The sequence below is a fragment of the Streptomyces scopuliridis genome, assembly GCF_042790125.1.
Taxonomy (GTDB): Bacteria; Actinomycetota; Actinomycetes; order Streptomycetales; family Streptomycetaceae; genus Streptomyces; species Streptomyces scopuliridis_A.
Window position 1 is genome coordinate 1 of record NZ_JBHTZS010000026.1, and the last position, 20,809, is coordinate 20,809.

At 69.4% G+C, this 20,809-nt stretch carries 16 protein-coding genes and 1 pseudogene; 13 read left to right on the top strand and 4 right to left on the bottom strand.

Annotation, left to right across the window (positions count from 1 at the left end):
- From ACFRKB_RS29715 to ACFRKB_RS29735, 5 genes and pseudogenes are all read left to right on the top strand, one after another.
- Window positions 1–2,124: pseudogene (locus ACFRKB_RS29715) on the top strand (BREX-2 system ATPase PglY); the annotation flags it as partial.
- Entirely contained in the window at window positions 2,121–5,024 is a 2,904-nt protein-coding gene (gene pglZ / locus ACFRKB_RS29720; RefSeq protein WP_383109656.1) for a BREX-2 system phosphatase PglZ, read from the top strand. The pseudogene ACFRKB_RS29715 and the gene pglZ, both read left to right, overlap by 4 nt.
- A gap of 39 nt (window positions 5,025–5,063) precedes the next feature.
- Window positions 5,064–6,812 carry an AIPR family protein gene (locus ACFRKB_RS29725; RefSeq protein ID WP_383109657.1) on the top strand — a complete coding sequence of 583 codons (1,749 nt, stop codon included), beginning with the start codon at window positions 5,064–5,066 and terminating at the stop codon, window positions 6,810–6,812.
- Window positions 6,813–6,864: 52 nt separating this feature from the next.
- On the top strand, window positions 6,865–8,190 hold the full coding sequence (brxD, locus tag ACFRKB_RS29730; RefSeq protein WP_383109658.1) for a BREX system ATP-binding protein BrxD: 1,326 nt from the start codon (window positions 6,865–6,867) through the stop codon (window positions 8,188–8,190).
- On the top strand, window positions 8,190–10,358 hold the full coding sequence (locus ACFRKB_RS29735; RefSeq protein ID WP_383109659.1) for a DEAD/DEAH box helicase: 2,169 nt from the start codon (window positions 8,190–8,192) through the stop codon (window positions 10,356–10,358). Before brxD ends, ACFRKB_RS29735 begins: the two co-directional genes overlap by 1 nt.
- A 42-nt stretch (window positions 10,359–10,400) precedes the next feature.
- Here the strand turns inward: ACFRKB_RS29735 and ACFRKB_RS29740 are convergent, their stop codons facing one another.
- Together ACFRKB_RS29740 and ACFRKB_RS29745 are read right to left on the bottom strand one after the other, a co-directional pair.
- On the bottom strand, window positions 10,401–11,444 hold the full coding sequence (locus ACFRKB_RS29740; protein ID WP_383109661.1) for a beta family protein: 1,044 nt from the start codon (window positions 11,442–11,444) through the stop codon (window positions 10,401–10,403).
- A 175-nt stretch (window positions 11,445–11,619) separates the two neighbouring features.
- The gene (locus ACFRKB_RS29745) at window positions 11,620–11,811 is read right to left on the bottom strand and encodes a DUF6011 domain-containing protein (RefSeq protein WP_383109775.1); all 192 of its coding nucleotides are present in this window, start codon (window positions 11,809–11,811) and stop codon (window positions 11,620–11,622) included.
- 129 nt (window positions 11,812–11,940) lie between these two features.
- On the opposite strand from ACFRKB_RS29745, the gene ACFRKB_RS29750 reads away from it, so the two are divergent.
- Together ACFRKB_RS29750 and ACFRKB_RS29755 are read left to right on the top strand one after the other, a co-directional pair.
- Entirely contained in the window at window positions 11,941–12,429 is a 489-nt protein-coding gene (locus ACFRKB_RS29750) for a glutathione peroxidase (RefSeq protein WP_365973340.1), read from the top strand.
- 99 nt (window positions 12,430–12,528) lie between these two features.
- On the top strand, window positions 12,529–13,392 hold the full coding sequence (locus ACFRKB_RS29755; protein ID WP_383109662.1) for a DUF4352 domain-containing protein: 864 nt from the start codon (window positions 12,529–12,531) through the stop codon (window positions 13,390–13,392).
- 103 nt (window positions 13,393–13,495) lie between these two features.
- On the opposite strand, the gene ACFRKB_RS29760 is transcribed toward ACFRKB_RS29755, so the two are convergent.
- Window positions 13,496–14,725 carry an acyl-CoA dehydrogenase family protein gene (locus tag ACFRKB_RS29760; protein ID WP_383109664.1) on the bottom strand — a complete coding sequence of 410 codons (1,230 nt, stop codon included), beginning with the start codon at window positions 14,723–14,725 and terminating at the stop codon, window positions 13,496–13,498.
- A gap of 176 nt (window positions 14,726–14,901) precedes the next feature.
- On the opposite strand from ACFRKB_RS29760, the gene ACFRKB_RS29765 reads away from it, so the two are divergent.
- The gene (locus ACFRKB_RS29765) at window positions 14,902–15,546 is read left to right on the top strand and encodes a TetR/AcrR family transcriptional regulator (protein WP_383109665.1); all 645 of its coding nucleotides are present in this window, start codon (window positions 14,902–14,904) and stop codon (window positions 15,544–15,546) included.
- Between the two features lie 70 nt (window positions 15,547–15,616).
- Here the strand turns inward: ACFRKB_RS29765 and def are convergent, their stop codons facing one another.
- Entirely contained in the window at window positions 15,617–16,162 is a 546-nt protein-coding gene (gene def / locus ACFRKB_RS29770) for a peptide deformylase (protein ID WP_383109666.1), read from the bottom strand.
- 115 nt (window positions 16,163–16,277) lie between these two features.
- On the opposite strand from def, the gene ACFRKB_RS29775 reads away from it, so the two are divergent.
- From ACFRKB_RS29775 to ACFRKB_RS29795, 5 genes are all read left to right on the top strand, one after another.
- On the top strand, window positions 16,278–17,516 hold the full coding sequence (locus ACFRKB_RS29775) for a Mur ligase family protein (protein ID WP_365973345.1): 1,239 nt from the start codon (window positions 16,278–16,280) through the stop codon (window positions 17,514–17,516).
- 49 nt (window positions 17,517–17,565) lie between these two features.
- Window positions 17,566–18,294, top strand: a complete 729-nt coding sequence (locus ACFRKB_RS29780) for a type 1 glutamine amidotransferase (protein WP_365973346.1) — start codon at window positions 17,566–17,568, stop codon at window positions 18,292–18,294.
- A 168-nt stretch (window positions 18,295–18,462) separates the two neighbouring features.
- Window positions 18,463–19,488 carry a 6-phosphofructokinase gene (locus ACFRKB_RS29785; protein ID WP_030349775.1) on the top strand — a complete coding sequence of 342 codons (1,026 nt, stop codon included), beginning with the start codon at window positions 18,463–18,465 and terminating at the stop codon, window positions 19,486–19,488.
- Between the two features lie 109 nt (window positions 19,489–19,597).
- Window positions 19,598–20,548 (top strand): cytochrome c oxidase assembly protein, encoded by a 951-nt coding sequence (locus ACFRKB_RS29790; RefSeq protein WP_383109667.1) that lies wholly within the window; start codon window positions 19,598–19,600, stop codon window positions 20,546–20,548.
- Window positions 20,549–20,609: 61 nt separating this feature from the next.
- On the top strand, window positions 20,610–20,768 hold the full coding sequence (locus tag ACFRKB_RS29795; protein ID WP_030349777.1) for a hypothetical protein: 159 nt from the start codon (window positions 20,610–20,612) through the stop codon (window positions 20,766–20,768).
- Window positions 20,769–20,809: the final 41 nt, after the last annotated feature.

A 20,809-nucleotide genomic window follows, 5' to 3' on the forward strand; every position in this document is an offset into this window, starting at 1 on the left:
GTGGTCGCCCCGATCCCGGGCCGCGAGTACGGCATCCTGAAGAACAAGGTGGCCGAGTGGGCGGGCCGCTTCCCTGAGATCAAGGAGACCGGCACCGAGGCCAACCCCGGTGTCCGGCTCGAACTGTCCGGCGTCGATGTCGACTCGGTGATCGCCAACGCCAACGTCAACGACAACCCCGGCAACCGTGAGGCCCTCGCCAAGCGGCTGCTCGTGGAGGAACTCGACATCGACCAGGAAAAGTTGATCAACGAGCTGCACTTCGTGTGGCGTGGCACGGAGCGCAGTGTCGAGGTGGTGTTCGGCAATGTCGCCGACGAGGACGAGCTGCCGGACCACGACCTCATGCCCCAGCAGGACGGGCACTGGCGGATCGTGATCGATCTCCCCTTCGACGAGAGCGAATGGGGCCCGCGTGAGGACGCCAACCGCATGCGGCGGCTGCGTGAGCGGCAGGGCGAGCCATCCCGTAGCGTCGCCTGGCTGCCCACCCACCTCTCCAGCCAGCGGTACGCCGACTTCCGTCGCCTCGTCGTCATCGACAAGGCCCTGTCCGACAGCCAGCGGTTCGACGGCCAGTACGCGAGCCACCTGAGCCCCGACAACCGTGCCCGCGCCAAGGGGCTCCTGGAGACCCAGCGGGAGTCACTGCTCAAGAACGTGAAGGCGGCTTTCAAACAGGCGTACGGCCTCGCCGGCAAGAAGGCCACCGATGTGGAACTCGGCTTCGGTGACCATCTGGAGTCGCTGCGCGAGGTCGAGGGGCTGAGCTTCTCCATCGGCCAGTCGCTGCGGGACGGCATCCGGCACGTCGCGGGCAAGCTGCTCGCGAACCAGTACCCGGACCACCCGAACCTCGACCCCGACGGCAATGGCAACGGCAACGCCGTCAAATCCGCCGACGCCAAGAAGGTGTTCGCCCACGTACGGGCCGCCGCGGAGGCCCGCGACGGGCGTGCCGAAGTCCCCGCCCCCGACCGTGGCCTGATGCGGCGGGTGGCCGTCCCGCTGCGGCTGGGGCAGCAGAAGGAGGCCTACTTCGAGCTGTCGCAGTACTGGGCGGACCACTTCCGGCAGCTCGCCCGCGAGCAGGGCGTGACCGGTGATCTCAGTCTGATCACTCTCACCGACTGGACGGACCGGCCGGCGCCGCGCGGTCTGCCGGGCTTCCTCTCCCGGCTCGTCGTGGCGTCGTTCGCCGAGATGGACGACCGGGTGTGGGTGCGCGCGGGCACGCCGCTCGACCCGGCGCCCGCGCTGAACGAGATCAAGGACCACGACGCGCTGCGCAGCCAGCCGCTTCCCTCGGAGGATGACTGGTCGGCCGCCCGGCAGCGGTTCACGGCGGTCTTCGGCGATCCGGCTCCCACGCTGCGACGTGGCCGCATGGTCAACCAGCTCGCCCGGCAGATCGCCCAGCAGGCGGGCGCTCACCTGGAGGCGGCCCGTGAACTGGTGACCCAGTTGGAGCGACACACCGGTTTCCTCCAGCTCGACGAAACCGCCGAGGGCGGGCGCCTCGCTGTCGCACGGCGGGCCGCCGACCTGCTTCAGGAGCTCACGCGCTCGGCCGGCCAGGGCGCCGCCGGAGCCCGGAAGACCGTCGAGGCCCTGGCCGCCTTCGACTTCGGCGAGGCCGGCGCGGACCGGTTCGGGACCTCGGTCAAGCAGGCCCGTGCGGTGGCGCAGGCGCTGGACTCGGCGTCCTGGACCACCCTTGACCTCGCTACCTCGGAGGGCCCGGAGGGGGAAGCGCTGCTGGAGTCGCTGCGCAACACCGCGCAGAGCGACCAGCGGACGAATGACCTCAAGGAGGCGCTGGCCCGTACGCAGCGCGAGGTGCTGGCGCTGGTGAAGCGCAACCGCGCGACGCCGACTCCACCGCCCGCTCCCCCGGCTCCGCGCCCCGGGGACGTTCCTCTCGACACCCCGACGAGTCACCCGCCCGTTCCCGAACAGCCGCCGAGCACGGGCCCGTCCACCACGGGACGGATCAGTCGCTCCGGCGGCGGCAGGACAACCGCGGCCAGAGCGGTGGCGGAGCTGCAGGCCGAGATCGCGGAACTGGCGGCGCGTGAGCCCGGTGCCACGGTCGAGATCAGCTGGCGGGTCGTCGAAGGGTGAGTACGGAGACGACCGGCACGGTGGCGGTGCGGCTGAATCTCGCGACGATCACTCAGTACCTGTCCGCGCAGAACTCGCTCGCCGACGCGCTCGCGGACCGGGACCAGCGACGAGCCGTGCTGCTGCGCTCAGCGCCGCAGTGGGACGGCCCCGCCCAACACATGTGGGGCGACGGACTTTCGGCCCGGATCGCGGCGGCGCCCTCCCCGCTCGCCGTGCATGAACTGCTGCTCGGCCATCTGTCGGGCACGGCGAGCGGCCCCGCCCTGCTCGTCGTCCTGACCGACCGCGAACAGAACGAACTGGACCCCGCCATCCTTGCCCGCGCCCACAAGAAGCGCATCGACACGGTGGACAGCTGGGACGTGGTGCGGGACGCGTTCGGAGCACACCAGGTCGACCAGCGGCTCAGGAATGACAAGTGGGCCGCGGAGGCCCTGCTTGAGGCAGCACCGCCGAGGGGAGGCTGGCCCCGGCTGGGGGGCGGCATCCTGTCACGCGGCACGGCACTGTCCGCACTCGCGCTGCGACGCATGAGGCTGGGCAGCTACCGGGACGAGGCTGCCCGTCAGGACCACACCGCGGCCGCCGACCGCCTGGACACCCACACCTTGCTGGGCTGGTCTCTGCTACCCGGGCGTCCGGAGCGCTACCTGGCGCTGCGCGGCGCCGAGCGCGCCGGCCTGGAGGAGTTCCTCGGCGAGAAGGACCGGGCGGGACTGGCCGGGCGCGCTCTTCTGGCCCTGGTCGAGGCCGACCACGGGCCGGAGGCGGTGGCCTTCGGCCTCGTATGTGCCGCACTGTGGTGCCATGCCGAACCGGACGCGGCCGTCTACACGGCACGCGGTCGCGCGGAGCGTTGGTTCGGAGAACGTCCCCCGGCACAGGGCGAACAGCTCGACGCCATGGCGACCGCCTTCGGCCGGGCCGCGGAGGAATACGTCGGCACACTGCTCGTCGGAGCCACCAGGAGCGGTGTCACGGGCTCGGAGGATGCCCGCGAGGCGCGGCGGACCAGCGACACGGTGCTGGAGCGTGCCTCGGCCCTGGCACGCCAGTTCGGCGCGGAAACCGCCGCCAGAGCCAGCCCTCTGCTGCCGGCCGGCCTGGAGGCCAGGTTCACGGCCGTCGGGGTGGCCCTCGCGGCCGGTGAGCCGGGACCGCTCAACGTGGCCGTGCGTTCGCTGAGCCGGCACCGGCGGGCAGAAGGATCGGAGGTCCGAGCCCGGATCGAACGAACTCGCATGGCCCAGCGGCTGGTCCGGTGGCTGGCCGGTGGACCGGGGGGCGAGACCTCCCACGTACACGGAGCCATAGAGCGCCATCTCAAAGAGACCGGATGGGTGGACCGTGCCCTGGAACACATCGAGGCCGGCGGGGACTCCGACGACCGGCTGAGGGCCGCTTACGACGCGCTGGCCGGGCGCGTACGCGAACGACGCCACGAGATCGACCACGAATTCGCCCGCGTCCTGGCGACGTGGACCGCGATGGGCACCGATCCCGGCGGGATGCTGACGGTGGAGACATTCCTGGAGCGGGTGGTGAAGCCGGTGGTGCGGGGCACCGACCGACGCGTGCTGCTGATCGTCCTGGACGGGATGAGCGCCGCGATCGCCACCGAACTCGGCGAGGAGCTGCGCGCCTCCTGGGCGGAGTTCGATCCGGTGGCCGCCGACGGTGCCCCGCGCCGCCATGCCATGGCAGCGGCTCTTCCCACTCTCACTTCCGTGTCCCGCACTTCACTGTTCGCAGGCCGGCTGACGCGGGGATCGCAGAAGGACGAGGCACAGCTGTTCCCGGCCCTTCCGCTCTGGGGCGGGGCTCCGGCAGCTGTGTTCCACAAGGACGACCTGCGGGCCGACAACGCGGGAGACACGTTCGGGTCCGCTCTCACCGATGCGCTCATGGACGGCCGTACGCATGTCGCGGTCGTCCTCAACGCGATCGACGACCGGCTCGCCAAGGAACAGAAGCTGGGGGACGGCGCCTGGCGGGCCGGGCACATCCCAGGTCTTCCCGATCTGCTGCGGATCGCCGCCTCGCAGGGGATGGCGGTGATCGTCACCAGCGACCACGGGCACGTCGTCGACCGGCACGGTGTGAAGGTGGAGACCGACTCGGCACTGTCCGCCCGCCACCGGGCCCCGGACGGCGAGGTGGGCCCCACCGAGGTCGCGCTGCATGGCACCCGAGTGGTGACGGCACAGCCGGGAGGCTCGATCATCGCCCTGTGGGACGCCGACTCGCGGTACACGGCTCGTAAGGCCGGCTATCACGGCGGGGCGTCCCTCGCCGAGTTCACCATTCCGGTCCTGGCCTTCCTGCCTTTCGGAGCGCAGCCGCCCCCGGCCTGGCGGGAGTTGGGGGATCAGCGACCGACCTGGTGGCTCCTGGGGGAGCCCGCGCCTCACCCCGCCAACGTCCCCCCCGTCCCGTCCGCCGCCGCCGCCGCGAAGCGATCACCGAGGCAGAAGCCGACAAAGGTGCAGGCGCAACTGGCGCGTACGCACGACTCGTTGTTCGAGGTCGCCGTGGTCCCGGCATCCGACGATGAGGAGACTCTGGTGACCGCGACCGTCGTAAGTCCCGACGACACCCTCGTCTCGGCCCTCTTCGCTTCGGAGGCGTTCCGAGGGCAGGTCGGTCTGCTCGCGCGCAAGCCGCCGATGGACAAGGTGGAAGGAGCGATCCGAGCGCTGCTGGACGCCGGAGGCACGCTTCCGGTGACCGCGCTCGCCCAACGTGTGTCCTATCCCGCCACCCGCGCCGACGGGTTCGCGGCTATCCTGCGCCAACTGCTCAACTACGACGGAGTGCAGGTCCTGGAGACACTGCCGGACGGCCGGACAGTCCGTCTCGATCTCTCCTTGCTCCGCTTGCAGTTCGATCTAGCCTGACGTTCTTCCGCCCTACTGCCCACCACTGAGCCGGGAGCCATGAGCGCCAACGACCGTGTGTTGATCAATCAGATGATCGAGGAGCGCCGCAACACCCGCGCTGTCCCTCTCTCGTTCGACGCGGCCTTCGAGCGGTTCGCCAGCGAACACGCGCTGCACGGCTTCGGTCTCTCGGAAGAGGAGATCGAAGACGGTGTGATCGGTGGCGCCGACGACGGCGGCATCGACGGGGCGTACGTCTTTCTCGGCGGCCGGCTCCTGCACGAGGACAGCGAGATCTTCCAGCAGCAGTCGGCCGTATCGAACATCGAACAGGGCACCCAGCTGACGCTCTGGCTCATCCAGGCCAAGACCAGCGCCGGCTTCTCGGAGGTGGCCCTGGACAAGGCGGCGTCCACCTGCACGAACCTCCTGAACATGGAGGTCGACGAGGCCACCGTCGGCGTGCTGTACGCCGACGACCTCCTTGCCCGCTTCAGACTGTTCAGGACGGCGTTGACCCGGCTTCTCACCCGTCATCCGACCGTGCTGATCAAGTTCTCGTACGTGACACGCGGCGACGCGAGCGAGGTGCATCCCAAGGTCCAGGCGAAGGCCAAGATCCTTGAGGCGCAGTTCTCCAACGCCTTCGCCATCTCCACCGGCGAAGTCGAGTTCCTGGGCCCCGCGGAACTCTGGAAACGAGCCAGCACCCTCCCCTCCTACACCCTGGAGCTTCCCTACCGGGAGAGCATCACCCACGGCACGAGCCATATCGCTCTCGTCTCCCTGGGCGAGTACATCGACTTCCTCAGCGACGAGACGGGGGCGGTCAAGTCCCACATCTTCGACTGGAACGTCCGTGACTACCAGGGAAACGTCGAGGTGAACCGCGAGATCACGGCGTCCCTGCAGAATCCTGAGGCTCCGGAATTCTGGTGGCTCAACAACGGCATCACCATCGTGTGCTCGCAGGCGACCTCCGTCGGAAAACGCCTCAGCCTCTCCGACGTGCAGATCGTCAACGGTCTCCAGACGTCGTACACGCTCCACGAGACGCTCAGCGCCCTCTACACCGGCGATCCCACCGATGCCGTCTTCGACCGGCTGGTCCAGGTGCGCATCCTCGTCACGGTGGACCAGGCGGCCCGTGACTCCGTCATCCGCGCCACCAACCGGCAGACGAGCGTGCCCGTAGCTTCTCTCCGGGCCACGGACGACATCCAGCGGCAGATCGAGTCGTACTTCCTCGAACACGACTGGTTCTACGACCGGCGCAAGAACTTCTACCGGAACCAGGGCAAGTCTGCCGACCGTATCGTCAGCATCCCCCTGCTCGCGCAATCCGTGATGGCCATGGCACTGGGACAGCCCGACTACGCCCGCGCCCGGCCTTCGAGCCTGCTCAAGTCGGACACGGACTACCGCCGCGTCTTCTCCGACAAGACAGAACTCCCCGTCTACCTGTGGCTGGCCAAGGTGCAACGCCAGGTGGACGAGTTCCTGCAGTCGTCCTCGGATCCCATCTCCCGTTCACTGCACACCAACCTTCGCTTCCACCTCGCCATGCTCGGTGCGGTAGACCTCATAGGGCGCGTGTTCAGCAAGCCGGAGACCCTCAACAACGCCGCCCGAGAGGACGTCTTCCCGACCTCTACGCGCCTTGAGTCGCTGTGGACGTCACTCCAGGAACAGTTCGACACGTTCCAGCGGGAGAAGCGCTTCGGGCCCGACAAGACCGCGAAGAGCAGCGACTTCGTCGCCTACCTCACGGCCAACCTCGAATACGGCAGTCTCCGCCGCAGGTGATCTCGGAGCACGGTCCGGGGCACGGCGCCGGCGCGGATGGGACAATGAGCGGGTGATCGATCCTCGCCCTTCTCCCGTCTCCGCCGCCCGGCGGCGCGCCGCCCTCGACGCACTCCGGCGCGGTGCGGTGCCAGAGAGCGGTCTGGATCTCCTGGCCACCGGGCTCGACCGTTTCGAGTCCGCGCTCGACGCGGAACTCGACGCGGTCGCCTCGGGGGCCTCGGTCTTCAAAGCCGTGCGAGGTGAGTACGGTTCCGGCAAGACGTTCTTCACCCGCTGGCTCGGGGAGCGGGCCAAGCAGCGCAACTTCGCCGTCTCCGAGATCCAGGTCTCGGAGACGGAAACCCCGCTGCACAAGCTGGAGACCGTCTACCGACGCCTCACCGAGCGGCTGTCCACCACGAGCTTCCCGCCCAGCGCGCTCCGTCCCGTGGTGGACGCCTGGTTCTACGCCCTGGAGGAGGACGCCCTCGCCGCGGGGGCGGACGAGCACGATCTGAGCGGCGCGGTGGACCAGTTGCTGGCCGCCCGGCTGACCGAGGTGTCACGGCATGCGCCGTCCTTCGCGGCCGCGCTGCGCGGGTACCGGTCCGCGCTCGCCGAAGGCGACGAGTCGACAGCGGCCGCCGTCCTCGCCTGGCTCGGCGGCCAGCCCCACGTTGCGGCGGCGGCCCGCCGGTCCGCGGGGGTACGAGGCGACCTCGACCACTTCGGGGCCCTGGGCTTCCTGCAAGGGCTGCTCACCGTCCTGCGGGACTCCGGCCACCGAGGGCTGTTCGTCGTACTGGACGAGGTGGAGACCCTGCAGCGCGTGCGGTCGGACGCCCGCGACAAGGCACTCAACGCGCTGCGGCAGCTGATCGACGAAGTCCACTCCGGACGGTTCCCCGGCCTCTATCTGGTCATCACCGGCACACCCGCCTTCTACGACGGTCAGCAAGGGGTACAACGGCTCCCGCCGCTCGCTCAGCGGCTCGCCACGGACTTCACGACCGATCCGCGGTTCGACAACCCCCGGGCGGTCCAGCTGCGCCTGTCCGGATTCACCCTGGAGTCGCTGACCGGCCTCGGGGTGACCATCCGTGATCTCTACGCGTCCGGGGCCGACTCACACGACCGGATCAAGACGCTGGCAGACGACGCGTACATCGCCGATCTCGCCCGCGCGGTAGGCGGGGCCCTGGGCGGCAAGGTGGGCGTGGCACCCAGGCTCTTCCTCAAAAAGCTGGTCGGCGACGTCCTGGACCGTATTGATCAGTTCAGGGACTTCGACCCACGGCAGCACTACCGGCTCACGGTGGGCAGCAGCGAACTCACCGACGTCGAACGGAACCTGGCCGCATCATCGTCCGCCGACGACATCGACCTGGAGCTGTGATGACTCCGGCAGCGGACCCCGTCGACCGACTGGACCCCGTCATCCTGCACCACGTGGTCAACACGCTCGGCTGGCCGGATCTGCGCCCACTGCAACGGGCCGCGATCGACCCGGTGATGGACGGCGACGACGCCGTGCTGCTCGCGCCCACCGCAGGAGGCAAGACCGAGGCAGCCTGCCTTCCGGTCCTTTCGGCCATGTCCGCCCAGGGCTGGACCGGCACCTCGGTCCTCTACCTCTGCCCGCTCAAGGCACTTCTCAACAATCTGGTCACCCGCATCGACGGATACGCGCAGTGGCTCGGACGCAGCGCGGCCCTCTGGCACGGGGACACGAAGGAGTCACAGCGCCAACGCATCCGTACCGAGAGACCCGACATCCTTCTGACGACGCCCGAGTCGCTGGAAGCCATGTTGATCGGTGTGAAGACCGACCACGCACACCTGCTGGGCGGAATCCGCGCCGTCGTCGTCGACGAGGTGCACGCGTTCGCCGGCGACGACCGAGGCTGGCATCTCCTGGCAGTCCTCGAGCGTCTGCAGCGCGTCTCGGGGCGCCGGATTCAGCGGATCGGGTTGTCCGCGACCGTCGGGAATCCGCACGAGCTGCTCACCTGGCTCCAGGGGTCGGGCTCCGGCCGACGCCCGGGCCGGGTCGTCGCTCCTGGACTCACCGGTCCGCCTGGGCCCTCGTCGGGCCGAGTGCCGACGGCCGGGATGACCGCGCCCCCACCAGGAGACATCGAACTCGACTACGTGGGTTCCCTTTCCAACGCGGCCAAGGTTCTCTCAGTTCTGCACAAGGGCGAGAAACGACTGGTGTTCTGCGACTCCCGACGGCAGGTCGAGGAACTGGGTGCCGCGCTCCGGGCGCGCGACGTCACGGTGTTCCTGTCACACGCATCCCTCTCCGCGGACGAGCGAGCCCGGTCCGAGCAGGCTTTCGCCGAGGCGCGCGACTGTGTCATCGTCGCCACTTCGACCCTGGAACTGGGCATCGACGTCGGCGACCTGGACCGGGTCGTTCAAATGGATTCACCCGGCACCGTCGCCTCGTTCCTCCAACGCGTCGGCCGCACCGGGCGCCGGGCGGGAAGTACCCGCAACTGCCTGTTCCTGGCCACGCACAAAGACTCCCTGCTGCAAGCCGCCGGGCTCCTGCTCCTCTGGGGCCGCGGCTGGGTGGAACCGGTCGTTCCACCGCCCGAGCCACGCCACCTCGTCGCCCAGCAGTTGCTCGCCGCCACACTCCAGGAACACAAGCTGGGCGACCAGCTCTGGCCCGAACAGTGGAACGGCCTCGTACCCTTCGACCGTTCCGCCGCTCCCATCCTGCGTCATCTGACCGAGCAGGGCTTCCTCAACACCGACGGCGGCATGCTGTTCATCGGCCCCGAAGCCGAACACCGCTTCGGACGACGGCACTTCATCGAGCTGACCGCCTCCTTCACCGCGCCGCCCCAGTTCACCGTGCTGTCCGGGCGCACCGAGATCGGCCGGATGGATCCGTCCGTACTCACCGAGGACCGTCCGGGCCCACGACGCCTGCTGCTGGCCGGCCGCAGCTGGCAGGTGACGTTCATCGACTGGGGACGGAAACGGGTCTTCGTTGAGCCGGTCGAGAGCGGCGGGGTCGCCAAGTGGTCGGGAGGCACCCTCGTCGGACTGTCGTACGCGCTGGCGCGCGCGATGCGGGATGTCCTCCTGGGCGCCGACCCGGAAGTCTCCCTGACCCGACGTGCCGAGGTCTGCCTCCAGGAATGGCGTGACGAGGAGGCTCCCCATCAGGTTTATCCCGGTGGAACGTTGGTGGCTCGGCGCGGAAACGACGTTCGCTGGTGGACATGGGCGGGTTACCGCGCCAATGCCACATTGGGCGCGACGCTGTCGTCGATCGCCGATCCGGTTCAGCGCCCGACGGACTGCTACCTGCGTCTGCGAGAGGATCTGAGCCCGGACATGTGGCGCACCGCGCTCGAAGCCGCACAGGACGGACCGGCACTTGTCCTCCCGGACGTCGACCGGCGAGCAGTGCGCGGGCTCAAGTTCTCGGCAGCACTCCCGCACCGACTGGCCGTGGCCACACTCTCGGCCAGACTCGCCGACTTCGAAGGCGCACGCACGGTTCTGTCCGAACCGAAGCGCTTCTCCACCGGGCCGACAGCTTGAGCTCTGTTTTCTGCCCTGTGCGCGTCCTGTCGGGCCGGGAAATCAGCGGCGCAAACTGTGCACGACGTATGTCATGTGCTGTGCGTTGCCGACCCAGAGCCACGTGGTGAAGTTGCCCGTACCAGCACAGAGGTCATCCGCGCAGGCACGAATCCAGGCTTCGGCACTACCCGCTGCCGCCCCGCGGAAGCCATGATGATCGACGATTTGCCGCGCGACGGAACGGTTGTACGCCACACGGTCGGCTCCTCGGGCGAGCATCTTGCCCAGAATGAAGGAGCTGTCCGTGGTGTACCGCAGAACTCCCCAGGGTGGCCCCCCTTTCCGGGGGCGCGGGGTATGGGAAATGGCAGCAACGGGCTGAATCCCGTAGTCGCCGTAGCTGAGTGCCCGCGCATATCCCCGGCCACCTGCCCTGACCTCGTTCCACACCTGCCAGTCCATACGGGACTCTTCGTACGGACCGTCTTCCAACATGTCGGCGGTGACCTGAGGAAACCCACCTGCCAGGACGGCCACCGTCCGCCAGTGCCCGAGGGGAACCAGAGCGTCGAGGGCCCGCAGTGTCTCCTTTCCGGCATCGGGCCGATCGGCCCGTACGGCAGCCAGATCGAGAAGGAGGTCCACTCGGACAGCCGACCCGACTCTCGTGAGCAGGTCGCTGACGGAATCAGCCATGCCGCTCTCCCATTCCCCCGGCACCTGGACGCGGATGCCCAGCGGATTACCGGAAAGGCGAGCGGTGGTCAGCACCGCGGTTTGCTGAGCCTCGGGCCGACTCGGTCCTGTCACAGGGCGCAGGGGTCCGAGCGAACAGACCTCTGGCAGAAGTTCAGCGAATACGGATGCTTCTGTTTCATCCGCGAAAGGGGCATCAATCCACGCCGGGCAGTAGCGCTGAGACTTGACAACCAATGCCAGATCCCCGCGGATATCGGCAGTAACCGCCGCACGCGGCACACCATGACGCGGCGGAAGGGTCCACAGCGGTGCAACCGCATTCTGGATGTCCGGCCTGAGACGCCGATACGCATCGGCCGCGTGAGGTCGGGTCGGTAACACAGGTACGTACAGCGGTCCAGACATGGCGGCCCCCTGGCACTGTCTTCACGCTTCCACCCTTGGTTCAGGGTGCGCGAAGTTGATGTGGCGAGAAAGGACGCCGTTCCGGCCGGAGTGGCAGAAAAGAATGCACAGCATGGTCGTTGCGCATTGCCATGGTTGTTTTGAAGCCGCGCCTGAGCGCGGGAGCGCGCCCGGCTCAGATCCCCGGGAGCGGGTCCTGATCGGCCTCGCGCCGCCGGGTCCTGATGTCCGGTGCGGGCGGATGGAGTTTGGCGTCGCAGGTGGGACCGAGGCCGGTACGGCGCGAGGCCGTGCCGGTGAGCGGCCTGCCGCACATCCCGCACCGGACCAGCCGGTGCCTGGGGCCGTCCGGTTCCGTGCCGGGCAGCCGGTCGTCGGGGAGTTCCGCGGGGCGTGGTGATTCCTGCACGGTCCCAGCTGTACCAGCCCTGCCCGCCGGGGTGGTCATCCGCGGGTCCACAATGAGCGGAGAACGCCGGATACCGAGGAGATCCCGATGACGCTGTACGACATTCCGCTGACCACTCTGACCGGTGAGCCCACCTCGCTGGCCGCGTACGAGGGCAGGGCCGTGCTGGTGGTGAACGTCGCCTCCAAGTGCGGTCTCACTCCGCAGTACGCGGGTCTGGAGCGGCTCCAGCAGCAGTACGGCGACCGGGGCTTCACGGTCCTCGGCGTCCCCTGCAACCAGTTCGCGGGCCAGGAGCCCGGCACCGCGGAGGAGATCGGGACGTTCTGCTCGGCGACGTACGGGGTCACGTTCCCGCTGCTGGAGAAGACGGATGTGAACGGGGAGACCCGGCACGCGCTGTACACGGAGCTGACGAAGACGGCCGACTCCGAGGGCGCGGCCGGCGATGTGCAGTGGAACTTCGAGAAGTTCCTGATCTCCCCCAGGGGCGAGGTCGTCAGCCGTATCCGGCCGCGTACGGAGCCGGAGGCGCCGGAGGTCGTCGCGGCGATCGAGGCGCAGCTGCCGGCCTGAACCGTCATCGCCGAGCGGGCGAGGCATAGCGCGGGCCCCTCCGGCATTCGGAGGGGCCCGCTCAGTGCCGGGACTCTGCCGAGAGGGCCACTCTTCCGCGTGGCGCCGAACGCGACCGGCGGCAGTGGCGATCCCCGCCGCCGGGGCGCGCGGCCCAGAGCTTTCCAGCGTTCTTCCCGTTCAGCGTTCTTGCCGGACTCTTCGTCAGAGACGATCCCGCGCACCTATCACCAGCCGCCACCACGAACCCTCCACTCCATGGTCACAACTCGGCTACTGATTCCGCACATCCGCCACCTGCTGCACGAGTCTCCCGTTACGGTCGTCGCTCCACGAACCACCCAGGGGGGACATATGTCGTATCAGCAGCCGCAGCATCCCGGTTGGGGCCAGCCGCAGCCGCCCGCGCCGAAGAAGGCGGGTGCGGGAAAGATCGTCGGCTTGAGCTGCCTCGGGGTCATCGGAGTCTTCGTCGTCATCGGTGTCATCGCCGCACTCTTCGGCGGAACCGACGAGGGTTCGGCATCCGGCAGCAACCCCGCCGTCACCCAGGACGCCGCAGAATCCGGCACGTCGGAAGGCGCGAAAGCCGAAGACGCGAAAGCCGAAGAGGTCAAGGAAGAGCCGGCCAAGGACGCACCGGTGACCGTCACGGCGAAGAAGGTCGGCTTCAAGAAGAGCATCCTCGCCGACGGCAGCGACTACACCAGCGTGCAGATCACCATCGCCAACGGCGGCGACAAGGATCTCGATGTGAACCCTCTGTACTTCACGATCACCGACACCAACGGCGGCAAGCACACCGCCGAACTCGGTGCGGACGAGGATCAGATCGACACGGTCGAGCTCGCCCCCGGCGAAAACATCACCGGCACCGTTACGGGCAAGGGGACCTTCACCCCGAAGTACGTCACCTACACCGACGGCCTGTTCGGTGACGGCGTCCGAGGCAACGTCTCCTGACCGCACGCGGAACGAAGACGAGCTCCCGCCGCCTGCCGAAGCAGGGGCGGGGGCTCCGCGCCGTTTCGTCCAGTTGATCTCTGCGCGTCCCCGCTGCGTGGAATCAGCGGATCGGCATCCCCGACAGCGTGCGGGCGATCACCAGGCGCTGGATCTCGCTCGTCCCCTCGAAGATCGTGTAGATCGCGGCGTCCCGGTGCATCCGCTCCACCGGGTACTCGCGGGTGAAGCCGTTGCCGCCGAGGATCTGTACCGCCTGCGCCGTGACCTGCTTCGCCGTCTCGCTCGCGTACAGCTTGGACATGGAGCCCTCGGCCGAGGTGAACGGCTTGCCCGTGGTCGCCATCCAGGAGGCCCGCCACACCAGCAGCCGCGAGGCGTCGATCCGGGTGCGCATGTCGGCCAACTGGAAGGCTATGCCCTGGTTGTCGATGATCGGGCGGCCGAACTGACTGCGGGTCTTGGCGTAGTCGAGGGCGACCTCGTACGCCGCGCGCGCGGTGCCCACCGCCATCGCGCCGACGGCCGGGCGGGATGCCTCGAAGGTGGCCATGGCCGCGTTCTTCAGCCGCTCGCCGCCCGGGGCCTCGGCCCGCTCCCGGGCCCGCGCCAGCCGTTCGTCGAGCTTCTCCTTGCCGCCGAGCAGGCAGTGGCCGGGGATCCTGACGTCCTCCAGGACCACCTCGGCGGTGTGGGAGGCGCGGATGCCGTGCTTCCTGAACTTCTGGCCCTGGGAGAGGCCGGGGGTGCCCGGCGGAACGATGAAGGAGGCGTGGCCCTTGGAGCCCAGCTCGCTGTCGACGACGGCGACCACCACATGGACGTTGGCGATGCCGCCGTTGGTCGCCCAGGTCTTGGTGCCGTTGAGCACCCACTCGTCCTTCGCCCCGTCGTACACCGCGCGGGTGCGCATCGCGCCCACGTCGGAGCCCGCGTCGGGTTCGGAGGAGCAGAAGGCCGCGACCTTCACCTCGTCCGCGTCTCCGTACATCTGCGGAATCCAGGTGCCGATCTGCTCCTCGGTGCCGTTCGCGAGGACGCCGACGGCCGCCAGGCCCGTACCGACGATCGACAGGGCGATGCCCGCGTCACCCCAGAACAGCTCCTCCATCGCCATCGGGATACCGAGTCCCGTGGGGTCGAAGAACTGCTGGGCGTAGAAATCCAGGGAGTAGATGCCGACCTTGGCGGCCTCCTGGATGACCGGCCAGGGCGTCTCCTCACGCTCGTCCCACTCCGCGGCGGCCGGGCGGATGACATCCGCGGCGAAGCCGTGGAGCCAGTCGCGTATCTGCTTCTGGTCGTCATTGAGATCGAGCGTGAACTCGGCCATGTTCCCCTCCAGCACTGCGCGACCGCTGAGCCGTCACCGTTGTTACCTGCGGTAACCCTAGCCTGTTACCCGTAAGTAGGAAATGTCAACGGGTCATGGCCTGATCAGCGTCGATGGCGGGCAGGGTGTTACGTTGCCGGGGCGTCAGGCAATCGCAGGGGCGGGGAGACAGACCTATGGAGACCACACAGCAGACCGAGCAGCAGCGGTCGGCGCGGGCGCGGCGGCGCCAGCTCCTGGAGGCCGCGGACCGCGTCGTGCTCAGGGACGGGCCCCAAGCGTCCATGAACGCCATCGCCGCCGAGGCGGGCATCACCAAACCCATTCTCTACCGTCACTTCGGCGACAAGGGCGGGCTCTACCGCGCGCTCGCCAAGCGCCACACCGACGCGCTGCTGGACGCCCTGCGGACCGCGCTGGACGCCCCGGCCGAGCGGCGCCGGCGCGTCGAGGCCACGCTCGACACCTACCTCGCCGCGATCGAGGCACGTCCCCAGGTCTACCGGTTCCTGATGCATCCGGCCGAGGACGCGCAACTGCCCGAGCAGGGCTTCGACGTCGGCCGCCACTCCGCGCCGCTGCTGCGCCGGCTCGGCGAGGAACTCGCCAAGGTCATAGAGGAGCGGGTCGACCTCGGCCCCGACAGCGAGCAGCTCTCCCGGGTCTGGGGCCATGGCATCGTCGGCATGATGCATGGCGCCGGGGACTGGTGGCTCGGGGAACGGCCCTGCTCGCGGGAGCAGTTGGTGCGCAGCCTGGCGGATCTGCTGTGGGGGCGGCTGGCCGATGTGAGCGACCGCGCGGGCGGCCCCGGCTTCTGAGCGACCGCCGCGGGAGCGCGCCGCGGGCCGCGTACGCAGCGCGTACGCGCCGGGCGCCACCCGCCGGGTGCTACGAGCCGTTCGCCCAGGGCGCCTTGCGCGCGGCCCGCAGCGCCCTGGCGCGCCGCCATCCGGAGAGCCGGTCGGGATAGACCAGCCCCTCCAGATGGTCGCTCTCGTGCTGGAGACAGCGCGCGAAGAACCCCGTCCCCTCGATCCGCGCCGGAGCGCCGTCCCGCGTGACACCCTCGGCCACGGCGCGGTCGTAGCGCTCCGTACCGGCCTCAAGGCCGGGCAGCGAGAGGCAGCCCTCCGGGCCGCGCAGCACGATCCCGTCCGCCTCGGTCAGCCGCGGATTGACGAGGTGTCCGAGATGGCGGACGTCCTCGTCGTCCGGGCAGTCGAAGACGAACACCCGGAGCGGTACGCCGATCTGGTTCGCGGCGAGCCCGACCCCCCGGGCGGCGTACATCGTCGCGAAGAGATCCTCGATCAGTTCCGCGAGCGCGGGACCGAAGTCGGTGACGGGTTCACAGGGGGTGTGCAGCACGGGATCACCGAGCATTCGCATGGCTCGTACTCGCCCGGTACTGCCGGGGATCGGACGGTTTCGCATGACGGTCAGGGTACGGTCCGTGGTAACCCCCGCCTTCTGCCCGGTGCCGCGGTTCGGGCCCCTGGCCGGATCTCGATAGGCTGACCCACGGACCGACGCAAGGAGGATCAAGGCGATGTCAGGCAACACGGACCCGCTGACGCCGCGGGCCAAGCTGGCCGTGACGGCGGGCAAGGCCGCGGCGGCGGTGTCGCGCGCCGCGGGCCGCGGCAGCGGATCGGTGATCGGCGGGAAGGTCGCGCTCAGACTCGACCCCGATCTGCTCGGACGGCTGGCGCAGCATCTCGACGTCATCCTCGTGTCGGCGACCAACGGCAAGACCACCACGACGCGGCTGATCGCGGAGGCGCTGCGGGCCGCGGGGCCCGTCGTCTCCAACGCGCTCGGCGCCAATATGCCGGCCGGTATCACCTCGGCCCTCGCGGGCGGTTCCGACGCCAAGTACGGCGTGATCGAGGTCGACGAGAAGTATCTCGCCGGGGTGGCCCGGGACACGACGCCCAAGGCGATCGCGCTGCTCAATCTCTCCCGCGACCAGCTCGACCGCGCCGCCGAGACCCGGATGCTCGCCGAGAAGTGGCGCGAGGGCCTGGCCGGTACGAAGTCCGTCGTCATCGCCAACGCCGACGACCCGCTGATCGTCTGGGCCGCCTCCTCCTCGCCCAATGTGGTCTGGGTCGCGGCGGGACAGGAGTGGAAGGACGACGCCTGGTCGTGCCCCGCCTGCGGCGGTGTGATGCAGCGCCCCGGCGACGACTGGTTCTGCGGTGAGTGCGGATTCCGCAGACCGCCCCCGAGCTGGGCGCTGCACGGCGACCATGTCCTCGACCCGCACGGCTCGGCCTGGCCGATCCACCTCCAGCTGCCCGGCCGCGCGAACAAGGCGAACGCCGCCACCTCCGCCGCCGTCGCGGCGACCTTCGGGGTGCCGCCGCAGGTGGCGCTGGAGCGGATGTACCAGGTGCAGGCCGTGGCCGGCCGGTACGACGTGGTGTCGTTCCTCGGCCGCGATCTGCGGCTGCTGCTCGCGAAGAACCCGGCGGGCTGGCTGGAGACCTTCTCCCTCATCGATCCGCCGCCGACCCCGGTCATCCTCGCCGTCAACGCCCGTGGCGCGGACGGCACGGACACCTCCTGGCTCTGGGACGTCGACTACACCCGGCTGAGGGGCCATCCGATCTTCGTCATCGGCGACCGGAAGCTGGACCTCGCGGTACGCCTCGAAGTCGCCGGTCTCGACTTCCGGGTCTGTGAGACCCCGGACGAGGCCGTGCAGATGGCGCCGCCCGGACGGATCGAGGCGATCGCCAACTACACCTCGTTCCAGGACCTGCGCCGCCGCGTGGGCAACTGACCCGGTGCCGGCCAACCAGACCCCTCGGAACCCTGAAGGACGAGCGAGAATGAGCGAAAACAGCCTGCGCCTGGTGTGGATCTACCCCGACCTGCTGAGCACCTACGGGGACCAGGGCAACGCCCTGGTGGTGGAGCGCCGGGCCCACCAGCGCCGTCTGAACGTCACCCGCGTCGATGTACGCAGCGACCAGCCGGTGCCGACCTCGGGCGACATCTATCTGATCGGCGGCGGTGAGGACCGGCCGCAGCGGCTGGCCGCGGAGCGGCTGCGCCGCGACGGCGGGCTCAGCCGGGCCGTCTCGAACGGCGCGATCGTGTTCTCGGTCTGCGCCGGCTACCAGATCCTCGGGCACGAGTTCGTCAACGATCTGGGCGAGCGCGAGGCCGGCCTCGGGCTGCTCGACGTGGTCTCCACCCGTGGTGAGGGCGAGCGGTGTGTCGGTGACGTACTGGCCGACATCGATCCGCAGCTGAACCTGCCGCAGCTGACGGGGTTCGAGAACCACCAGGGCATCACGCACCTGGGCCCGACGGCCCGGCCGTTCGCGCGGGTACGGCTCGGGCGCGGCAACGGCACGGGCGACGGCACGGAGGGCGCGTACAACGGGACCGTCTTCGGTACGTACATGCACGGTCCGGTGATGGCGCGCAATCCGCAGATCGCGGACCTGCTGCTGAAGCTGGCCCTCGATGTGAACGCGCTGCCGCCGACCGACGACCGCTGGTACGAGGCGCTGCGCGCCGAGCGGGTCGCCGCGGCGACCCAGCCCGCCTGACGCCCGAGTCGCCGGCGTGGCTGTCCGGCGACGTGGCTGTCCGGCGGGGCCTGTCCAGCAGGCGGACGCCGGGTTTCGGTCCCGCCACCGGCCGCCGGTAGGGTGGCGGCGACCTGGCCGGACGATGGGGTCCGGCCGTCGGCCCACGAAGCGAAGGTATTGCGGGCAATGCGAATTGGTGTGCTCACCTCAGGCGGCGACTGCCCCGGCCTCAACGCCGTGATCAGGTCCGTCGTACACCGCGCCGTCGTCGACCACGGCGACGAGGTGATCGGCTTCCATGACGGCTGGAAGGGCCTCCTGGAGTGCGACTACCGCAAGCTCGATCTGGACGCCGTCGCCGGCATCCTCGCCCGCGGCGGCACGATCCTGGGCTCGTCCCGGGTGCAGCCCGCGCATCTGCGGGACGGGGTGGAGCGGGCCCGGGGTCATGTGGCCGACCTGGGGATCGACGCGATCATCCCGATCGGCGGTGAGGGCACCCTCAAGGCCGCCCATCTGCTCTCCGAGGCCGGGCTGCCGATCGTCGGCGTACCGAAGACCATCGACAACGACATCGCCTCGACCGATGTGACCTTCGGCTTCGACACGGCCGTCGGGGTCGCCACCGAGGCGCTGGACCGGCTGAAGACCACCGCCGAGTCCCACCAGCGCGTGCTGATCGTCGAGGTCATGGGCCGGCACACCGGCTGGATCGCCCTGCACTCCGGGATGGCCGCGGGCGCCCACGCCATCGTCGTGCCCGAGCGGCCCTTCGACATCGGCGAGTTGACCGAGCTGGTCGGCAAGCGCTTCTCGGCGGGCAAGCGGTTCGCGATCGTGGTGGTCGCGGAGGGCGCGAAGCCGCGCGAGGGCTCGATGGAGTTCGATGTGGGCGGCAAGGACATCTACGGCCACGAGCGCTTCGCGGGCGTGGCCCGGCAGCTCTCCATCGAGCTGGAGGAGCGGCTCGGCAAGGAGGCCAGGCCGGTCATACTCGGCCATGTCCAGCGCGGTGGCACCCCCACGGCGTACGACCGGGTCCTGGCCACCCGCTTCGGCTGGCACGCCGTCGAGGCCGCGCACCGCGGCGAGTTCGGGATGCTGACGGCGCTGCGCGGCACGGACATCGTGATGGTGCCGCTGGGCGAGGCCGTCGAGACGCTCAAGACGGTGCCCGCCGAGCGGTACGCCGAGGCGGAGTGCGTGCTCTGAGATCGTGAGGAACCGCGGTGATCCGCGAAGAACCGCCCCCGGTCGCAGCCGCGACCGGGGGCGGTTCTAGTCTGGTGCGGACAATCGATACGAATCCGGGAGCGGACGGATGGATCACAGCGGGCACGGCATGACCATGGATCTGCCGCCGTTCACGCTGAGCCGGGCGCTGGAGTTCTCCCCGGACCTCTTCTTCCTGATCGGCTGTCTGCTGGCACTGGCCCTGTACGGCGGGGGCGTCCTGCGGCTGCGGAGGCGCGGCGACAGCTGGCCGGTGGGCCGCACCGTCGCGTTCGTCCTCGGTGTGCTGACCGTCGCGCTGGTGATGTGCACCAAGCTGAACGACTACGGCATGGTCATGTTCAGCGTGCACATGGTCCAGCACATGATCATCAGCATGGTCTCGCCGATCCTGCTGCTGCTCGGCGCGCCGGTGACGCTGGCGCTGCGCGCGCTGCCGGTCGCGGGGCGCGGCCGCAAGGGCCCGCGCGAGCTGCTGCTGGCCCTGCTGCACAGCCGCTACGTACGGATCGTCACGCACCCCGCCTTCACCATCCCGCTCTTCATCGCGAGCCTGTACGGGCTGTACTTCACGCCCCTCTTCGACTTCCTGATGGAGTCCAAGACCGGGCACATCACGATGATGGTGCACTTCCTCACGGTCGGGCTGGTGTTCTTCTGGCCGATCATGGGCGTCGACCCGGGTCCGCACCGGCCCGGGTATGTGATGCGGATGCTGGAGCTCTTCGCGGGGATGCCGTTCCACGCGTTCTTCGGGATCGCGCTGATGATGGCGAGCGAGCCGATGGTCGACGCGTACCGCACCCCCCCGGCCTCGCTCGGGATCGACGCGCTGACCGACCAGAACGCGGCGGGCGGGATCGCCTGGGCGTTCAGCGAGATCCCGTCGGTGCTGGTCCTGATCGCGCTGGTCTTCCAGTGGTACCGCTCGGAGCAGCGGCAGGCGAAGCGCTCGGACCGGGCCGCCGACCGGGACGGTGACAAGGAACTCGCCGCGTACAACGCCTATCTGGCCTCACTCCAGGCGCGGGGGCAGTAGCGCGAACCCTTGGTCCCGGGCGACGATGGGCGTCATGGCCCCGGCCAGGAGGAGGGCGCACATGTCCGGATCCACCAAGACCATGGGTGTGGTGACCGTCGGCGCGCTGGTCGTCGTGACGGGCTACACCGCGGCGCTGGGCAGCAACGGCTGGCTGTGGTTCGGCTGGGTGGTGCTGGCGCTGATCACGATCGGTATGGCCGCCTCGCGGGGGCACTGAGCCGCACTGATCCGTACTGAGCCCTACTGAGCCGCTTTGTG